The organism is Alteromonas sp. (assembly GCF_984505615.1).
Map to the genome: position 1 here is coordinate 1 of NZ_CFHOXV010000058.1, position 18314 is coordinate 18314.

Here is an 18314-nt window from a genome sequence, read left to right on the forward strand (position 1 = left end):
TCCTTCCATTTGCTCATCCACCCTGGCACTGGATTCATTTGCCAGACGGGTACTCTCTGCACTGGCATCAGCCAGCGTCACGATTGCGTTAAGATTATCATCAATACCCGCAAGTACTTTATCCTGAGCTTTAGTGTCTTTCACAAAGCCGGCATTAAACGCCTGCAGCTTCACAATGACCTCACTGATCCCATTGACCTGCTCATAGACTTTTTCACTGATAGCAACGCCCTGCTCCGCCTTTTCCATACTCAGGTTGATGGCTTCCACAGCTTGCTGTGCATCTCGTTGCAAACTGCCAATCATCGATTCAATTTCTTCAGTGGAGTTATGCGTGCGGTTAGCCAGCGTTCTTACCTCATCGGCGACAACGGCAAATCCGCGGCCCTGATCACCGGCACGGGCAGCCTCTATCGCAGCATTGAGCGCCAGTAAGTTTGTTTGTTCCGCGATGGTTTTAATGACGTCAAGGATACTGCCGATATTGCGGCTGTTCTCATCCAGCCGGTTTATAATACTGGCCGATGCCGATGCCTGGCCTGATTGTTCTGCAACCTGTTGCCGGTTTTGTGCAACCAGTTCAGATGTTTGCTGCGTCTGACTGGCGACCCGGTCAAGTTCATCTACCGATTGCTGAATCATTGCGAGGTTTTTTTCACTGGTGCTTCTTACACTGGCAGTATCTGAGGAGGTTTTACGGACCCGGTCGCGCTGCTGGGCCACCTGCTCCAGACTACGTTCCCCCATTTCAACACTTTCTCTGGCCACATCCAGCAGCGTTCGTTCCTGTTGCTGAATGTTACCGATAAGATCTCTGAGAGCTTCAGTTAAACTGTTCACCTTTACCGACAAATCGGCAAATTCATCATTGCCCTGTGTCTTCAGACGATACGATAAATCCCCTTCACTGATCCGGCCCAGACCACGGGTGATATTTTGCAGCGGCCCGGCAATGCTTTTACGCACAGTGAGAGTGAGTGCAACTGCAGCCACCAGACCAATAAACGACACCACCAGCGTATCAACAAGGCTGTCCTGCACAGTGTCCAGAATCAGGTTTTGCCCTTTCAGGGTTTCTTCAGTGACTTCTTCGTAAAGGTTATTGATTGTAGTGGTAGCCTGCGCCAGCGATGTGTTGGCACGCTGACGGCTTTCTGTGGCATGGGCGATGTGAGATAACTTCTGTTTCTGGCCGGCCATCAGACCGGATTCACCGGTGAGAATAGCCAGCATAGCATCATACTGCTGCTGAAAATTGCTGATGATACCGTCGGTATTCAGGCCACTGGCAGACCGGAACAAATATTCGGTGTCTACCGCCAGATTGCTCAGCTGATAGTCCAGGTCATCCAGGATCACCAGTGAATCTTCAGGATCTTCAGACTTAACCAGTTCGGTGACTACCGAACTCAAAGTGAGCAATTTATTGTCAATATTCGCACCGAGGCCGGCCAGCGCATCGATACCGGGCTGTCCGTTATCCAGAAAGCTTAAATCCATCATCAGCGCTCCGGCTTCATCAATATGAGAGATTGCTTCTTCCCGCTGCTTTGCCAGAGACAATTGTATTTGTTTGCTGCTGATAAGCGCTTCGTACATCGTCGCGCTCTCACGAATAAATGTATTACCCGCCTCTACGGCCTGTTTTGATTCTGTGTGATTACCAAAGGTGGTATCGAAAATAGCGAGATCTTCAGAAAATACTTCACTCAGTGCCTCAAACTCAGCTTTGTTGTTATTCAGTGCTGAAAGCTCATCCATGTAGTAACCGTTTGCCGTTACGGTCGCCAGAGACAATGCATCTGACTTCAGGGACATCATTTTTGTCTGAACCGGCATTTTCTCGGTGGCCACCGTTTCAGCAGAACGGCGGATGTCGCTGAGTCCCAGATAAGCAAGTAAACTGGTGATCAGCAATAAACAGCCGAACAGGGCAAAACCAAGGGTTATTTTTTGTACAACAGTCAGGCGCATCTTCTTATCCCAATCTTCGGTTTTATTTCCGTAACATGGTTATCATTGATTTTAATATAAGTTTTCCGGCCTTGCTGTTTTTTGGTCCGGAAATATGTCTGCGCATAGTGTTCCGTATTTGCCGGCAAGGTAAATAATGTTGAAAACATCCCGGAAAAGTCGCTATTTTGCAGCGAAAAAGGCATAGCTTTCATTGAACTTATCGGTAGAAACTTAACAATGCTTTAGTTCGTTGAGAGAGTAAATCCTGAATAACTCCCTGCATACCTCCTGCAGGGTCCGGTTAGCTGCACAAAGTCCTTAAAAAACGTATGGATAAATGACAGGGATCAATGATTTAATCTGCAGATTAATGTTGAAGATATCCGCGCTTTTACTTTTAAAACCTGGCAAAGTACCTATAATGAGCGTTAAATCAGAAGAGCTTCCAGAAGTGATTATTTATGGATCAAAATAAAGAACTAAAAAAAGCGGGTTTGAAAGTTACACTTCCCCGTTTAAAAATTCTGCAGATCCTGCAGGAACCTGCCAACCAGCATATCAGTGCTGAAGATGTGTATAAAATTCTGATCGATCAGGGTGAGGAAATTGGTCTTGCGACGGTATACCGTGTGCTTAACCAGTTCGATGACGCTGGTATTTTGAACCGTCACCATTTTGAAGGTGGCAAGTCAGTATTTGAAATCAGCCATAAAGAGCACCACGACCATCTGGTGTGTCTGAAATGTGGCAAAGTCATCGAGTTTGAAGATGACGTGATTGAACAACGTCAAATTGAAATTGCCGAACGCAATAACATCAAACTGACACATCACAGCCTGTATCTTTACGGTGAATGTAAAGACGGTACCTGTGATAAAACCGACGACTGAGTCGCCGGTCGTTAAGATTAAATAAACCTGCACAGCGTGCAGGTTTTTTTATAACGTAAACTTGTGTTTGTTGAAAGCAGTGATGGCTTTAAGCCATACCTCACCAGCCTGCCCGTTCCCCACGGGTTTATCATCCACCGAGGTAACAGGGCTGATTTCCTTACTGGAGCTGGTTAGCCATACTTCATCAGCACTGAACAATACTTCGGCTGTAACCGGTACTTCCTGCACCTCAACGCCTTCTGCTGCAAGACTTTCAATGACCAGCTTCCGGGTAATTCCCGGCAAAATTTGATGATCCAGCGGTGGTGTCATGATAATACCGTCTTTCACAACGAATACGTTGCATGAACTGGCCTCAGTCACTTCTCTGCGGCTGTTCAACAGAATGATTTCCTGTTTACCGGCCTGCCGGCCTTGCTGATAATGCATTACATTGCCGAGCAGCGATGTGGATTTGATGTTACAACGCTGCCAGCGCTTATCGTCACCACTTGCGACATCAAAGGTTACGACTGCGGCCTTATCCGGCACCGGCGGCGCGGCGGTAGCAAACGCAAAAGCGAACACAGTGGGAGGAATATTGTCAGGATAACCATGAGCACGTTTCATCTCAGTACCCCGTGATACCTGAATATACACACCCACTGACGCAGAATTCAGAGCTTGTGTATTTTTCGTCACCAGTTCACTGACCAGCTCTGTCCATTGTGCCTTTGTTTTCGGATTTGTAATTGCCAGCTCATCGAGCCCGTTTTGTAACCGGTCGAGGTGGGCGTTCATACCAACAGCTTTACCGTGCAAGGTAGGGATCACCTCATAAATACCGTCGCCGAACAGAAAACCTCTGTCCATCGGTGAAATACGTGCTTCTTCAAGGGGTAAAAACTGGTCATTTAAAAACGCGATTGTCATCAGATATCAATTGTTCCTGAAAAAATTGTCAATACGGGCTTGCCTTAACAGCCATGTTCCACGGGCATTTTCCGGATCCACCGGATTAAACGTTAACGTTGTGCCGGGAACAGACTGCGCTACCCTCGGAAGATCATACGGCGCTATTACGCCGATTTTGGGATAACCGCCCAGAGTTTGTCTGTCAGCCAGCATTATAATCGGCTGACCGTCTGCAGGCACCTGCACAGAACCGCAATTAATCCCTTCTGAGCGCATAACTTCAAACCCCGACGAAATGGCAGGACCACTCAGGCGATAACCCATGCGGTCACTTTGCGGTGTCACACTGTAGGCTGAGGAATAAAACGTTGCCCGGACTCTGCTGCTGAACATGTCATGCTGATAAGCCGGAATAATATCAACCGGTGCATCACTATCATAGGGAGCAAGCAAGGAAGCAGGCAATATGCGGCTTATGTTTTCCTGTGCTGCAGGTACGACTTGAATTGTGTCACCGGCGTGAAGAGGCTTTCCGTCACCGGCAAGTCCGCCCAGCTTTTCCCGCATCACGGTGCACACAGAACCGGCTATTTCAGGTATCTGCCAGGCGCCCTGAACGGCTAAATAGAAACGTTGACCTGCAAGCTGCTGCGAAACCTGAACCTCATCTCCGGCGCTGAGGTTAACTGTGGCCAGTTCAGATGCAGGTTCACCGTTTACGGCAATTGAAACAGCAGGGCCGCAAACACCGATAGTGGCTGAATGCTCAAATCTGATGTGTGCATCACCTGCAATTTCAATACAAGGATTACCTTCAGGGTTGCCACAAAGCCAGTTTGCAAAGTTAAAAGCTTCGACGTCTAAAGGCCCTGAGCCGCTAAAACCCTGCTCCTGCATCCCTGTTCTGCCGGCATCAACGATTAAACTGATGAATCCCGGATTGATAATCGTAAAGGATATTGTCATGCCTTCACCTGCTCCAGGTATTCGCGCTCATCAATTTCGTAGAACTCTACTTCGTCGCCGGCCTGCAACAGGGCCGGCTGCGCACTGGCAGGGTCAAATAAGGTTAGCGGACTGAGTCCCAGTAACTGCCAGCCGCCGGGCGATACTTGCGGATACACTGCAGCCTGACGGTCGGCCAGTGCAACCGCACCGGCGGGCACTTTTGTCCTCGGTGTTTTGCGGCGCGGTACCGACAAACGTTCCGGACTTTCCCCCAGATAAGCGAAACCGGGCGCAAACCCTACTGCAAACACGCGATACACGGTTGCTGTATGCAATGCAATTATCTCACTGACCGCCAGCCCGGTGTGAGAAGCGACTTCATCAAGATCATTCGCTTCCGGAGCACCATACCAGACAGGGATCCGGTGTCGTCGAAGGCTTTTTCCGGATGACATCTGCGGTTGCAGTTGCCGTAATAAACGATATACACCATGGCTGTCAGTTATCTTTGCATCGAACAAAATCAGCAGGGAGTCATAGGACGGGATGGCTTCTTTTAACCAGATTGGCGGATTCGCCTTCAACGCAAGATGATATGCGGAAACCGCAGCGTTCATTTGCGTGACATCTTTGCCACCGAAGTACAATATGAGACCGTCCATACCGGCAAAGGCAATGTGACGGACATTGTCAAAGGGTTGCATGATTCAACATTTCTCTGAACGATTTTGCCATCGCCACTGCGCCGGGCGAATCGCCGTGCACACATAGGGTGTCTACCTGCAACGTCAGCGTTTTACCGCCACTGGTAATAATCGTACCGTGTTCCAGTAATCCCTGAACCTGCACAGTGGCCTGATCATGATTCAGCACCGCACCGGCGTGCTGCCTCGACATTAAATAGCCGTCATCGGTGTACCGGCGATCAGCAAAGGCTTCAAATTGCAATTGGAGCCCGTAAACCTCAGCTTCTGCAATGAGTTTGTCGCTGTCAGGATGAGCCTGAATCATCAGGCTGAGCGTTCCCTGCCCCGCTTCTGCCACGGCTTTCATCACGGTCTGGCGCAGCGCTCTGTCCTGCATTAAATCGTTATACAGCGCACCGTGAGGTTTAACATAGGACACTTCTACCTGCTGAATACGGGCAATGCCGGTCAGTGCTGCAATCTGGTATTGCAGGCAGGCTGTCAGCTCATCATCCGCCATTTTCATTGAGCGCCGGCCGAAGCCCTGCAAATCCGGATAAGACGGATGAGCCCCCGTGGCCACACCCGCTGCTTTAGCCAGTGCGACAGCTTTACGCATTACCAGCGGATCACCGGCGTGAAAGCCACAGGCAATGTTCGCCTGATCGATATACTGCATAATGTCGCCGTCGACAGGCATATGCCAGGCACCGAAACTTTCACCAAGATCGCAATTCAACTTCATAATGGTTTAGCTCATTCTCACAATTGGTTATCATGTTACCTGTATTTACTTTCACAGTCAGTCCTGATGATACACATTGGCAAAATCAATACCCTTCAAGTCGGTGAATCACTGCCTTTTGGCTTTCACCTCTCCAGTGGCGATGATAACGATCCGCTGGTACTGCTAACCCATGAAAATATGGCCACGCTGCCGGAAAAAGTGAAAACCGGAGATACGCTGGATATTTTTGTCGGCATCGATGAAACCGGAAATCTTGAAGCCTGGCCCCAAACACCGGTAGCGCAGGCTGGTGATACCGTGGTGCTTAAAGCAACCGGCGCAACGAACTTTGGTGCGTTTTTCGACTGGGGCGGTCAACGGGATCTGCTTGTCCCGGCGGGCATGCAGGACGGACCGGTCAATGAAGGCATGCGTTATGTTGTTCATATTTATCACGATGAAAGTACCGGCCGCATCCTGGGCGCCACCCGGCTTCACCGTTTCATTAAGGAATCGTCAGAAACGTTAAAAGCTGGCGACGGGGTTGAATGCCTGGTGTATTCAAAAACAGAACTGGGTTTTAAAGTTGTCATTAATGGTGAGGCACTGGGACTGATTTTTCACAGTGATGCATTTAAGCCATTAAAAACCGGTCAGCGACTGGATGCTGTCATTAAGACCATCCGCGAGGACGGCAAAATTGATGTCGCCCTTCAACGTACCGACAAGACCGGCCGGAAAACACTGGAAGAAGCTATTTTGGAAGATCTGGAAGCACATGGCAGTGTTTCGATTTTAACCGATAAAAGTAAGCCGGAAGATATTTACGCCCACTTTAATGTCAGTAAAGCGGCATATAAAAAAGCATTGGGTGCGTTATATAAACAACGCAAAATTACCATCACGAAAGATGCAGTAAAACTGAATTAACAGGAATAACATGAAAGCAAAAGTTGTATGGGATAACGATCTCACTTTTACCGGTACCACAGATTCTGGCTACAAAACCGTGATGGACGGCAACGGACAGGCTATTTCTCCCATGGAATCGGTGCTGATTGCAGCCGGTAGTTGCTCCAGTATCGATGTGGTGGATATTTTGAAGAAAGGCCGGTTCGACATTTCCCATTGTGAATGTGAACTGGTGGCTGAGCGCGCAGAAAACCCGCCCAGAGTTTTCACTAAAATCATTGCTTGTTATAAAGTAAAAGGCGAAGGCTTATCTGAAAAAGCCGTTGCCAGAGCCGTACAACTGTCAGCAGAAAAATATTGTTCAGTGATGTTAATGCTGGCAGGTAACGTAGAGATCGAAACCCGCTTCGAAATTCTGTGACCTGGGTATTCTTTACCGTCGGCGCGGTAATACTGCAAACATTCAGAAACGCCTTTCAAAGTAAACTTAGCCAGCACGTCAACACCTCAGGTGTGACGCTGGCCCGTTTTCTTTTTGCTCCGCCAATCGCCCTCGCCTATCTGATTACGCTTTATCAGTTTTATCCTGTAGGCATACCGGCATTTGACGGCACTTTTATCGCCTATATTCTGGTGTCCGCAGTCATGCAAATTGTGGCCACATCCCTTATGGTGGTGTTGTTTAAGCAAAAAAATTTTGCTGTGGGCGCCGGACTGGCAAAAAGCGAAGCGCTGGTTGCCGCGGTATTAGGCACCCTGTTCTTCGGCAGTCAGTTGACCTCTTTAGGCTGGCTGGGGATCATTATCGGGGCGGTTGCGGTATTTGTTCTCAGTGGTGCAACCCGTAAGGGCCAACTCAGCCTGAAAACCATACTGACCGGTCTCGCCTGCGGTGGCAGTTTTGCACTGACCTCGCTGTTTATCCGTGAGGCGGCAAACCAACTTTCTGTTCCCTTCCCGGTGAATACTGCCTGGGGACTGCTTTGGGTTCTGTGCATTCAGACACTGATCCTGAGTGTTTATATATCTATAAAAGAGCCCTACGTGTTCCGGCAACTTCGCCGTCAGCCGGCCCTGACGCTGGCTGCCAGTACCACCAGCTGTTTTGGTTCAGTTTGCTGGTTCAGTGCTATGACTATTCAGTATGTGGCCTATGTGAAAACACTGGGACAGATAGAAGTGCTGACCACCATGGTCATTTCGGCGGTGATGCTGAAAACACCGGTCAAACGTCATGAAGTGGCTGGCCTGGTGCTTATTGCTGTAGCCGCAATATGTGTGATGTGGAGCTGACAACCGGCTTCATTCTTCCCTTTTGAAGCCCGGATGTCAGGCCTTTCAGTAGCCTCTCAATAATTTTGCTTAACAGTGATTTTAACACCAGTAATTAGTGGTTTTGACTAATACTTGTGTATCTCGCCAACTCCCCTCTTCTCACCAAAATACCTAACCTGTTGAAAATAATGATGATTATACTAAAGTTGTAGAGTGGCATGGTCAATGCTGTTACGGGGTATAACTTATAACAGTACTCACTACGGGCTTTGACCATGGAAACCAGAACACCTTTATTACTCGCAGCAACCTTTTCACTTGGCTTACTCAGCACGACCCTTGCGGGTTGCGGCAATGCCGGCGCCACGGATGAAGAAAAGGAAGAGACCGTTATCATTACCATTCCTGTTGAGGCGACAACCATTCAGCGGGGTGAAATTTCGTCAAATTATGCAACCACCGCTATTTTAGAAGCACAGGAAGAAGCGTTCGTTGTCGCCAGAGCATCCGGCATAATAGAACATATCCTGGTTGAAGAAGGTGACTATGTTGAAAAAGGTCAGATCCTGGCGCAACTTGATAAACGACGTTATGAACTGAACCTGCAAAAAGCCAGAGCTGACTTAGCCGGTATTGAGCAGGAACTGGCGAAAATGAATAAGGTGTATTCCCGCAAACTGATCAGTGACGATGCGTTTGAGAAACTGACTGCTCAGTTTGAGTCTGTACAGGCGAATGTTGAACTTGCCGAACTGGATCTGAAAGAGACCACCATCACCGCGCCTATCAGTGGCTATATTGCAGAGCGTAATGCCAAAGTCGGTAACCTGACTGAATCCTTCCAGCGCGAACGTATGTTTCATATTGTTCAGCAAAAATCCCTGCAAGGCATTGTCTATCTGCCCGAGAGCGAACTCTCTCAAATCCGCAATAATCAGCAGGCTACACTGACTATCCCCGCACTGAACCACCGCAAAGTTACTGCCCGCGTGGCACGGATAAGCCCGGTCATTGATGCCACAACCGGCACATTTAAAGTGACTCTGAACGTACCCAATGACGAAGAAACACTGAAAGCCGGTATGTTCAGTGAGGTTGCCCTGAATTATGACACCCACAGTGATACGCCGCTTCTGCCGCGCTCTGCACTGGTGAGTATTGATAACGAGAGCAATGTATTTGTTGTCCGTGACGGAAAAGCATTAAAAGTGCCTGTGACATTAGGTTTTGAAGATGCCGGCATGGTGGAAATTATCAGCGGCCTCACCGGTAACGAAACCGTTGTCACCGTTGGCCACCAGAATCTTAAAGACCAAACCCCTGTAGACATTGTTAACAGCTGATTTTACGCGCAAAGGAACTGACAATGAGTATTGTAAAATTAGCGGTCAAACGTCCGGTCGCCATCGCCATGTTTACTGCTGCCATTCTGCTTTTTGGTATGGTGTCACTGAGCAGACTGTCGGTGAATCTGTTACCTGAACTGTCCTACCCGACACTTACAATCCGCACTGACTACGAAGGTGCTGCGCCTGCGGAACTCGAACAACTGGTGAGTAAGCCTGTAGAGGAAGCGGTAGGTGTAGTAAAAGGCGTCAAAAGCGTTAAATCAATTTCCAGAGCTGGTCAGTCTGATGTGGTACTGCAGTTTGCCTGGGGAACTGACATGGACTTTGCCAGCCTGGAAGTACGGGAAAAGCTTGATATTCTGCAACTGCCACTGGATGTGGACAAACCCCGGCTTTTAAAGTTTAACCCCTCTATGGATCCGGTGATGAAACTGGGCCTGTCGCTGACACCGGACGCCCTTTCAAGTGATCCCCGCCTGGCAGCGGAACAAATGAAGACACTGCGCTTATTTGCAGAAGAGCAGATAAAGCGCAAACTGGAGTCTGTTGAAGGTGTCGCCTCTGTGCGGCTGGGCGGCGGACTTGAAAACGAAATTCAGGTGCTGGTTGATCCCCGGAAAGCCAGTCAGCTGGGTGTCAGTATGAGCACCATTATCACCCGCTTACAGGAAGAGAATGTCAATGCCGCAGGAGGCCGGCTGGATGACGGCACGCAGGCATTTCTGGTGCGCACACTCAACGAATTTGAATCCCTGAAAGATATCGAAAATGTGTATATCAGCCGGTTTGAAGGCAAAAATGTTCAGTTAAAAGACGTGGCCAGCGTCAGTAACCTGTACAAAGAAAGAGATGCTGTCACCCGTTTTAACGGCATGGAAGGCACAGAGATAGCCATCTATAAAGAAGGCGATGCGAACTCTGTGGATGTGGCTACACGGGTTCTGACCGAAATTGATGCGTTGTCCGGAGCGCTGCCCGCACAATATCACCTTGAAACCATTTACAACCAGAGCACCTTTATTAAGCAGGCCATCGACGATGTTAAAACGTCAGCGATGATCGGCGGCTTGCTGGCAATGCTGGTGATTTACCTGTTTCTGCGGGATTTCCGCACTACGCTAATCATCTCGGTTTCCATTCCGGTTTCCGTCATAGCCACCTTTAATCTGATGTATGGTAATGACATCAGCCTGAATATCATGAGTTTAGGTGGTATTGCGCTGGCAGTAGGTCTGCTTGTGGATAACAGCATTGTGGTGCTGGAAAATATCGACAGACACCGCAAACTCACGAACGGTAATAAAGCCCTGGCGGCAGAGCGTGGTACAGAAGAAGTGACCGGTGCGATTATTGCCTCCACGCTCACCACGATGGCAGTGTTTGTGCCTCTGATATTTGTTGAAGGTATCGCCGGGCAGTTGTTCCGTGATCAGGCGATGACCGTGTCATTTGCCCTTGCGGCTTCTCTGGTCGTGGCTCTGACACTGATCCCGGCGCTTGCAGCACGCAGCCGCCGCAAAGAACCTGCTCACACGGAGACTTTCAGCCAACCCGTCGTGCCCTCATCTGCACATCCTGCCCTGCGCGGCCTTAAAGCAATTCTCACATTTCCGTTCCGGTTGCTGTTTATTTACTTACCTCAGGCATTATTCACTGTTATTTTTGCTCTGTGGAAGGCTTTATCAGTATGCTTTGGCGTGCTGTTCCGTCCGCTCACCACACTGGTATCAGCAGGCTTCAGTTTGCTGGAAAAAGGCTATGATAAAGCCATTCGCGGAGCCCTCTCACAACGGGCCATGGTCCTTGCTATAGCCCTTATCGTTACTGCCAGTTCTGTACTGTTATTGCCACGCCTTGGAATGGAACTTATTCCGAAACTCACTCAGGGAGAGTTTTACGTCGAAGTCACCCTGCCGGCGGGTACCCGTGTTCAGCATACTGACGCCTTACTGGTCCGGCTGGCTGAGGTCACCAATGCTCAGGCCGGCGTGGAACGAAGCTATTCACTCGCCGGAACCGGCAGTCTACTCAGCGCAGCCCCGGGACAGGGTGGAGATCACTGGGGTCAGTTAAATGTTGTGATGAAGCCCGGTGCAGGCACTGACGACATGGAAGAAGTAAAAACAGCCATGCGGCAGTTTCTTTCATCGCAGGCAGGCGTACAAAGTCAGTTTGGCGAACCTGAGTTATTCAGTTTTGCAGCCCCGTTGCAGATCCAGTTGCAGGGCTACGATTTAAACCAGTTACAACAATACAGCCGGGCAATTATGGCAAAGCTTGAGCAAAACCGGCGCTTTACTGACATCACCACGACTCTGCAGGCCGGTAATCCTGAGCTTAAAATAGCCTTCAATAATGCCGCGCTTGCCAGACTGGACCTGGACGCAAAGCAGGTTTCGGATGTTGTTGCAGCACAAGTTGGCGGTAAGGTCGCAACTCAATACTCTATGGATGACAGAAAAGTCGACATACTGGTACGTAACCAGTTGCAACAACGGGATAATGTCAACGACGTCAGACAAATCATCGTCAATCCGGACAGTGATTTCCCTGTCCCACTATCCGCTGTTGCTGATGTGTTTATGAGTACGGGACCGTCTGAAATTACTCGCGAAGACCAGCAACGTGTGGTGCTTATTAACTCTAACCTTGCTTACGGCGATTTGGCTGAGGCCGTGGAAGAAGCGCAGGCAGCTCTGGCATCAATCCGTTTTCCCCTGTCATTGAAAGCCGTTGTAGCCGGGCAGAGCGAAGATATGCAGGAAAGCTTTGCGTCACTGCAGTTTGCTTTAGCCCTTGCTGTTTTTATGGTTTATCTGGTCATGGCGTCTCAGTTTGAATCACTGTTACATCCCCTGCTTATTTTGTTTGCCGTGCCACTTGCCGGTGCAGGCTCTGTGTTCGGGCTCTGGCTCACTGACACACATATTTCTGTAGTGGTATTTATCGGCCTTATCATGTTGTGCGGGATTGTGGTGAATAATGCCATTGTACTTATCGACCGCATTAATCAGCTCAGGGCTGCCGGCATGGAAAAAAATGCAGCGATTATCGATGCAGGGAAAAGCCGTTTACGCCCGATTGTGATGACAACCCTTACCACTATTCTCGGCCTGTTACCCATGGCAATTGGCTTCGGCGATGGCGCAGAAGTGCGTACGCCCATGGCTGTCACCGTGATATCAGGATTAACCTTTGCCACTCTGCTGACACTGGTACTTATCCCGGTACTTTACAGCTTATTTGATACGAAAGAATTTGCGGCCCGTCCGGCACTTTCAGAGGAAGAAAACGGAGAACGCACTTATGGATAATCACGCTTCTGCCGGTGCTGCCCGTCTGGCCCGGTTTGCTTTGACCCACCCGGTTACCGTTTGCATGTGCTTTTTGTCCATGTTGCTGTTCGGCGTAATGGCATCCCGGCTATTGCCCCTGGAGAAATTTCCCGGAATCGATATTCCTGAGATAGTGGTTGAAGTGCCATACCGTGACGCCACGCCATCTGAAGTTGAGCGCATGATAACCCGTCCGGTAGAAGAAGTACTCGCTACCATGTCAGGAATCAAACGCCTGCAGGCCACATCCATGGAAGACCGGGCGCAAATTTTCATCGAGTTTGACTGGGATGAAAATATCAAAGCCAAGAGTATTGAAGCCAGGGAAAAAATCGACGCTATCCGCCACGAATTACCGGATGATGTTGAACGGGTGCTGGTTTACAAATTCAATACCAACGACATGCCGGTATTTCAGTTAAGGGTATCCAGTGCACGGGATTTAAGTAACGCTTATGACTTACTGGAAAGAAACCTTAAGCGCCCGCTGGAACGGGTACCGGGCGTCTCGAAAGTGGAACTTTACGGCGTGTTGAAAAAGCAGATTGTCATCCGCTTAGATCCGCAACAACTCAGTGCACTTAAAATCGATACCGCCAAACTGAGTCAGCGGCTGAGACAAGCTAATTTTTCAGCGTCGGCGGGAGAACTTGGTACTGAAAATAAAATAATCATCAATCCGGACGGAGAATTCACTGATATTACCGACTTTGAAAATCTGATTGTAAGGCCCGGGATCCGGCTGAAAGACATTGCTACCGTGAGCTGGGAAAGCCCGGAACGCAATGAAGGCCGTCATCTGGACCGTACTTACGCGGTTGGCTTCAATGTATTTCGTGAATCAGGCAGTAATCTGGTTGAAGTAGCAGACAAGGTCATGGCGGTAATTAAAAAAGCAGAGTCAGACCCTGAGTTTAACGGTATCAACCTGTTTGTGATGGATGACACCGCGAAAAGTGTCAGTTCGTCGCTGGGCGATCTGATCATGGCAGGTTTACTTGGGGCGCTATTGTCTGTGGCTGTGCTTTATGTATTTTTACGTCAATTATCCACCACTTTCATTGTTGTCCTCTCGGTGCCCTTCTCTATTTGTATTACCCTTGGCGTCATGTACCTGATGGGTTATTCCCTGAACATCCTGTCCCTGATGGGCCTGATGCTGGCGGTAGGCATGCTGGTGGATAACGCGGTGGTTGTTACAGAAAGTATTTTTCAGGCCCGTCAGAATGACAGCAACGCGGTGCGTGCCACACAGACTGGCATCAATAAAGTAAGCCTTGCGGTTATAGCCGGCACGGCCACAACAGCCATCGTGTTTCTGCCTAACATTGTGGGCGTCAAAATTGATATCACTGTATTTCTGGAGCACGTGGCCATTGCCATCTGTATTTCACTGTTTGCCTCTTTGCTGCTGTCGCAGACGTTAATCCCCTTGCTGGTTTCAAAAGTGAAAGTACCGGTGGAAAAGACGTTAATCCAACCCGGCTATATTGCCCGCTACGGACGGTTACTTAACTGGTCACTGGCTCATCAGAAAACAACCGGTTTTCTGGCGTTACTGATATTACTCAGCGCAGCCATACCACTGAGCCAGATCAGCGGAGATGATGAAGGGAATAATGATAATGAGCGTATCTGGCTTGAATACCACATCACGCAAAATTACAGCCTTGAAGAGGTGGAATCTACCGTCAATAAAATGGAAGCATTTCTGTATGAAAATCAGCAGGCTTTTCATATTAAACAGGTTTATACCTATTTCGAAGCCGGTCATGCGGTATCAGGGATCACATTGAATGACGAACTACCTGTACCGGTGTCAGATATAAAAGAGGCAATCCGCGAAAAAATGCCACAATTTGCCAGAGCCCGTCCATCGTTCCAGTGGGACAGTGGTAACGGCGGTGGTGTCCGTCTGACACTACTGGGAGAGTCTTCTACCCGCCTTCGGGAACTCGCTGATGCACTGGTGCCGGTTCTGGCCAGCATCGACGGACTGGAGGACGTAAAAGCCGACGTGGGCAGTGAAAAACAGGAATTTCAGATCACTATTGATCGTGAAAAGGCCTGGCGGGCCGGAATCAGACCTGACGACATTGCCGGCCTGGTAGGCACTGCGCTGCGGGGCATAAATCTGCGCACGTTCCGCTACGGTGATTCCGGCGAAACCGGTGTGAGACTGCTGTATGGCGAAACTGAACAGGCATCACTGCAAACCCTTAAAAGTCTGGTTGTGAGTCATGTTGATAACCGCCCTGTTACCTTAGATATGATTGCCGGTATTATGGTAAAACCTCAGTTGTCCGAAATTCGCCGGTTCTACCGTCAGACCGCACTGTCTGTGGGAGCTAACCTCACTGAAGATGTGACCGTGGAACAGGCAAGAGAACGGATAGAAAATGCCATGGCCTATGTTGCTTTACCAGAAGGCTACCAGTGGACTCTGGATGGCAGTTTCCGCAGGCAGGATGAAGCATTCGCGGTCATGCAGATGAATATGTTGCTGGCTGTCTGTATGATTTATATCGTCATGGCTGCTCTGTTTGAATCACTGTTATTGCCTGCCGCAGTGATCACATCACTCTTATTCTCGTTCACCGGCGTATTCTGGGCGTTTTTTGTGACCGGTACGTCGATGTCGGTAATGGGGATGATAGGCATGTTGATCCTGATGGGGATAGTGGTCAACAATGGCATTGTACTGGTCGACAGGATCAATCAGCTGGTAAATGAAAATGTCCCGTTGTACCGTGCAGTAACAGAAGGGTGTATGTCACGCATCAGGCCGGTGCTTATGACCGTGGCAACAACCGTACTGGGGTTGGTGCCTCTGGCTGCAGGCAGCACAAAAATAGGCGGAGACGGGCCGGCATATTCACCTATGGCCATTGCGATAATCGGAGGACTGCTATTCTCAACACTGACCAGCCTGGTACTGGTACCTATGGCTTACGTGGCGTTACTGAGATTACGGTTTAACGTGGTAAAAATGATGACGAAAAGCAGGGAAATAGTGAATCGTCGTTTTCAGGCAGGAAGAGAATAACGGTAGCCATTGATCAGGGTGGGAGCATCCATAATTGCTATGGCGTCCACCCTGTTCTTTAGCCAACCCACGCTTAGCTGCGAGAAGTCAGGAATTCATGTACGTCTGATGCTTCACGTTGTACAGAGAAGTCAATCAGAGTAGAACCGTTGCAAGTCAAACCGTCTTCAGCAGTCAGCATACGCAGAACTTCACGCTCAGTAGCAGCAATACGACCAACGTTACGGCTCAGGTTAACACGCAGTGCACGTACATCGTCAGTAGCAACAGCTTTACAGAAACCGGCGAATTGAGTGTCACCGATAAAGCGGTATTCTTTATCAGCAGCAAAAGCAGGTGCAGAAACAGCAGCAACGCTCAGTACAGCAGCAAGAGTTTTAGTGATAGCTTTCATAATTCATTTCCTCAAAGTTTGGCGAACTTATTGTTTTTGTCTTCAGAACCCTGTGCCCTGTCGACGTATATATTTATCCTACAAAATCCGCGTAAATGCTGTTGTATTATTGTTTCAGGTGGGTAACAGTTTAGTAAAAGGCAATGAATCAGCTTTATTACATTTGCAAAGTATTGATTTTCATTGATTATTCCATATTGCATATTTCATTATGGAATAATAAATAATTACATAATGAGATATAAGTCTAAAAAATAAGCTTGGAACAGCGAAATTTAAAGCACTTTTTCTGAAAGTTTAACAAAATTTCACATACAAAAGACGATTTACCGGCACAAAACAGCCTCATTTCTGTAATTAAATTACATTTCAACCCCTACTTTTGACTACAAACGCCAGGAAAAATGTTCATTATTTACGCATAAAAATTTATAAAGCCGGCTAAATATTTACAGTTATCTGCCAACTGCCGCCACTAGCCGGCATTAAAAATACAGTAGCAACATGTGCTTTTTAAAAAATACTCATCATAAGATGAGTAAAAGAATGCAACGGATCGCGAAGAAACCTCTCATTTGTTGAGAATACCGGAACGACTTCCTCCCTTATCACCATAAAATGATGATAAAGATAACAAAATCCTCTTAACAGACACCCAGCCGATGCGATACTCTGTCAGCCCTTTTACGCTGATAGATTAGAAGAACTGATGAAACCTGTAGAACGCTCTCACAAACTGGATAATGTATGTTACGACATCCGGGGTCCTATTGCGGCGCAAGCGCGCAAGATGGAAGATGAGGGACATCGAATTCTGAAACTGAATATCGGGAATCCCGCGCCGTTCGGCTTTGAAGCGCCTGACGATATTCTGAAAGATGTTATTTATAATCTGCCCACTTCCCAGGGGTATTCAGAATCTGCAGGTATCTATGCGGCCCGTGTTGCCGTGATGCAGTACTACCAGCAAATGAACATTCCGGACATCCGCATTAATGACATCTTTATTGGCAATGGCGTCAGTGAAATGATCATGATGGCAATGCAGGCATTGCTGAATACCGGCGACGAAGTGTTGATTCCAAGTCCTGATTATCCATTGTGGACAGCCGCAGTAAGCCTGTCTTCAGGAACACCTGTGCATTATCGTTGTGATGAAGAGGCTGACTGGTTTCCGGATATTGACGATATTAAAAGTAAAATCACCAGCCGCACCCGGGCAATCGTCTTAATTAATCCGAACAACCCGACCGGTGCCGTATACGACAAAACCTTGTTACAACAGGTTGTCGATGTAGCCAAAGAACACGGCCTGGTTATTTTCTCTGATGAGATCTATGACAAAATTCTCTACGACGGTCATAAGCATACCTGCATTGCTTCCCTGACTGATGAAGTGTTCTGTGTGACGCTGGGAGGTTTGTCTAAAAATTACCGGGTGGCAGGTTTCCGTGCCGGCTGGCTGGTAGTCAGCGGGAACAAGCGTATTGCTAAAGACTATATAGAAGGGATCAACATGCTTGCATCCATGCGGATGTGTGCCAATGTGCCCTGCCAGAGCGCGATTCAGACTGCGCTGGGTGGGTATCAGAGCATTAACGATCTGGTTCACGATGGTGGTCGCCTCAAAATCCAGCGGGATGTGGCTGCAGATATGCTGAACAGTATTCCCGGCATCCACTGTGTAAAACCTAAAGGCGCGATGTATTGCTTCGCCCGGGTCGACGCGAAAAAATTCAATATCAGTAATGACGAGCAGATGATTTTTGATTTGCTGAATGAAGAGAAAATTCTTCTTGTCCACGGCCGGGCATTTAACCTTCAGGAAGGCTGTTATTTCAGACTGGTCTTTTTACCCCATGCTGACATCCTTAAACCTGCGCTTACCCGCATCGGTTC

The 18314-nt window shown here is 48.5% G+C and carries 14 protein-coding genes; 8 read left to right on the forward strand and 6 right to left on the reverse strand.

The genetic code is table 11. The features are described 5' to 3' along the window. Nucleotides 1-1974, reverse strand: a 1974-nt coding sequence (locus tag AC4PME_RS19310) for a HAMP domain-containing methyl-accepting chemotaxis protein (RefSeq protein WP_491529712.1), incomplete at its 3' end; no start/stop codon positions are given. 443 nt (nucleotides 1975-2417) lie between these two features. On the opposite strand from AC4PME_RS19310, the gene fur reads away from it, so the two are divergent. After that, nucleotides 2418-2846 (forward strand): ferric iron uptake transcriptional regulator, encoded by a 429-nt coding sequence (gene fur, locus AC4PME_RS19315; RefSeq protein ID WP_119501490.1) that lies wholly within the window; start codon nucleotides 2418-2420, stop codon nucleotides 2844-2846. Nucleotides 2847-2894: 48 nt separating this feature from the next. Here fur and AC4PME_RS19320 read toward each other — a convergent pair whose 3' ends face one another. From AC4PME_RS19320 to AC4PME_RS19335, 4 genes are read right to left on the reverse strand one after another with little or no spacing between them, the layout of a single operon-like run. Beyond that, complete coding sequence (locus AC4PME_RS19320) at nucleotides 2895-3761, reverse strand: aminotransferase class IV (RefSeq protein WP_491045418.1); 867 nt, start codon at nucleotides 3759-3761, stop codon at nucleotides 2895-2897. Nucleotides 3762-3767: 6 nt separating this feature from the next. Next, nucleotides 3768-4709, reverse strand: coding sequence for a 5-oxoprolinase subunit C family protein (locus AC4PME_RS19325; RefSeq protein ID WP_491045417.1), 942 nt, complete (start codon nucleotides 4707-4709; stop codon nucleotides 3768-3770). Beyond that, nucleotides 4706-5395: a 5-oxoprolinase subunit PxpB gene (pxpB, locus tag AC4PME_RS19330; protein ID WP_491045416.1), complete on the reverse strand. Its 690-nt coding sequence runs from the start codon at nucleotides 5393-5395 to the stop codon at nucleotides 4706-4708. Before pxpB ends, AC4PME_RS19325 begins: the two co-directional genes overlap by 4 nt. Then, the gene (locus tag AC4PME_RS19335) at nucleotides 5382-6122 is read right to left on the reverse strand and encodes a 5-oxoprolinase subunit PxpA (protein ID WP_491045415.1); all 741 of its coding nucleotides are present in this window, start codon (nucleotides 6120-6122) and stop codon (nucleotides 5382-5384) included. The genes pxpB and AC4PME_RS19335 overlap by 14 nt, the downstream gene beginning before the upstream one ends. Nucleotides 6123-6188: 66 nt before the next feature. Here AC4PME_RS19335 and AC4PME_RS19340 point away from each other — a divergent pair, with 66 nt between their 5' ends. The 6 genes from AC4PME_RS19340 (at nucleotide 6189) to AC4PME_RS19365 (ending at nucleotide 16021) form a co-directional block, all read left to right on the forward strand. Next, the gene (locus AC4PME_RS19340) at nucleotides 6189-7034 is read left to right on the forward strand and encodes a CvfB family protein (protein WP_491045414.1); all 846 of its coding nucleotides are present in this window, start codon (nucleotides 6189-6191) and stop codon (nucleotides 7032-7034) included. A 10-nt stretch (nucleotides 7035-7044) separates the two neighbouring features. Beyond that, nucleotides 7045-7437 (forward strand): OsmC family protein, encoded by a 393-nt coding sequence (locus tag AC4PME_RS19345; protein WP_119501496.1) that lies wholly within the window; start codon nucleotides 7045-7047, stop codon nucleotides 7435-7437. Beyond that, entirely contained in the window at nucleotides 7434-8309 is an 876-nt protein-coding gene (locus AC4PME_RS19350) for an EamA family transporter (RefSeq protein ID WP_491045413.1), read from the forward strand. The genes AC4PME_RS19345 and AC4PME_RS19350 overlap by 4 nt, the downstream gene beginning before the upstream one ends. Nucleotides 8310-8566: 257 nt before the next feature. Then, complete coding sequence (locus AC4PME_RS19355) at nucleotides 8567-9634, forward strand: efflux RND transporter periplasmic adaptor subunit (RefSeq protein WP_491045412.1); 1068 nt, start codon at nucleotides 8567-8569, stop codon at nucleotides 9632-9634. A gap of 23 nt (nucleotides 9635-9657) precedes the next feature. Next, nucleotides 9658-12954, forward strand: coding sequence for an efflux RND transporter permease subunit (locus tag AC4PME_RS19360; RefSeq protein WP_491045411.1), 3297 nt, complete (start codon nucleotides 9658-9660; stop codon nucleotides 12952-12954). Next, complete coding sequence (locus AC4PME_RS19365; RefSeq protein WP_119501500.1) at nucleotides 12947-16021, forward strand: efflux RND transporter permease subunit; 3075 nt, start codon at nucleotides 12947-12949, stop codon at nucleotides 16019-16021. The genes AC4PME_RS19360 and AC4PME_RS19365 overlap by 8 nt, the downstream gene beginning before the upstream one ends. A 73-nt stretch (nucleotides 16022-16094) precedes the next feature. On the opposite strand, the gene AC4PME_RS19370 is transcribed toward AC4PME_RS19365, so the two are convergent. Continuing rightward, nucleotides 16095-16415, reverse strand: a complete 321-nt coding sequence (locus tag AC4PME_RS19370; RefSeq protein WP_119501501.1) for a DUF3718 domain-containing protein — start codon at nucleotides 16413-16415, stop codon at nucleotides 16095-16097. 709 nt (nucleotides 16416-17124) lie between these two features. Between AC4PME_RS19370 and AC4PME_RS19375 the strand changes: the two genes are divergently transcribed. Beyond that, a partial coding sequence (locus tag AC4PME_RS19375; protein ID WP_491529715.1) for a pyridoxal phosphate-dependent aminotransferase occupies nucleotides 17125-18314 on the forward strand: 1190 nt, incomplete at its 3' end.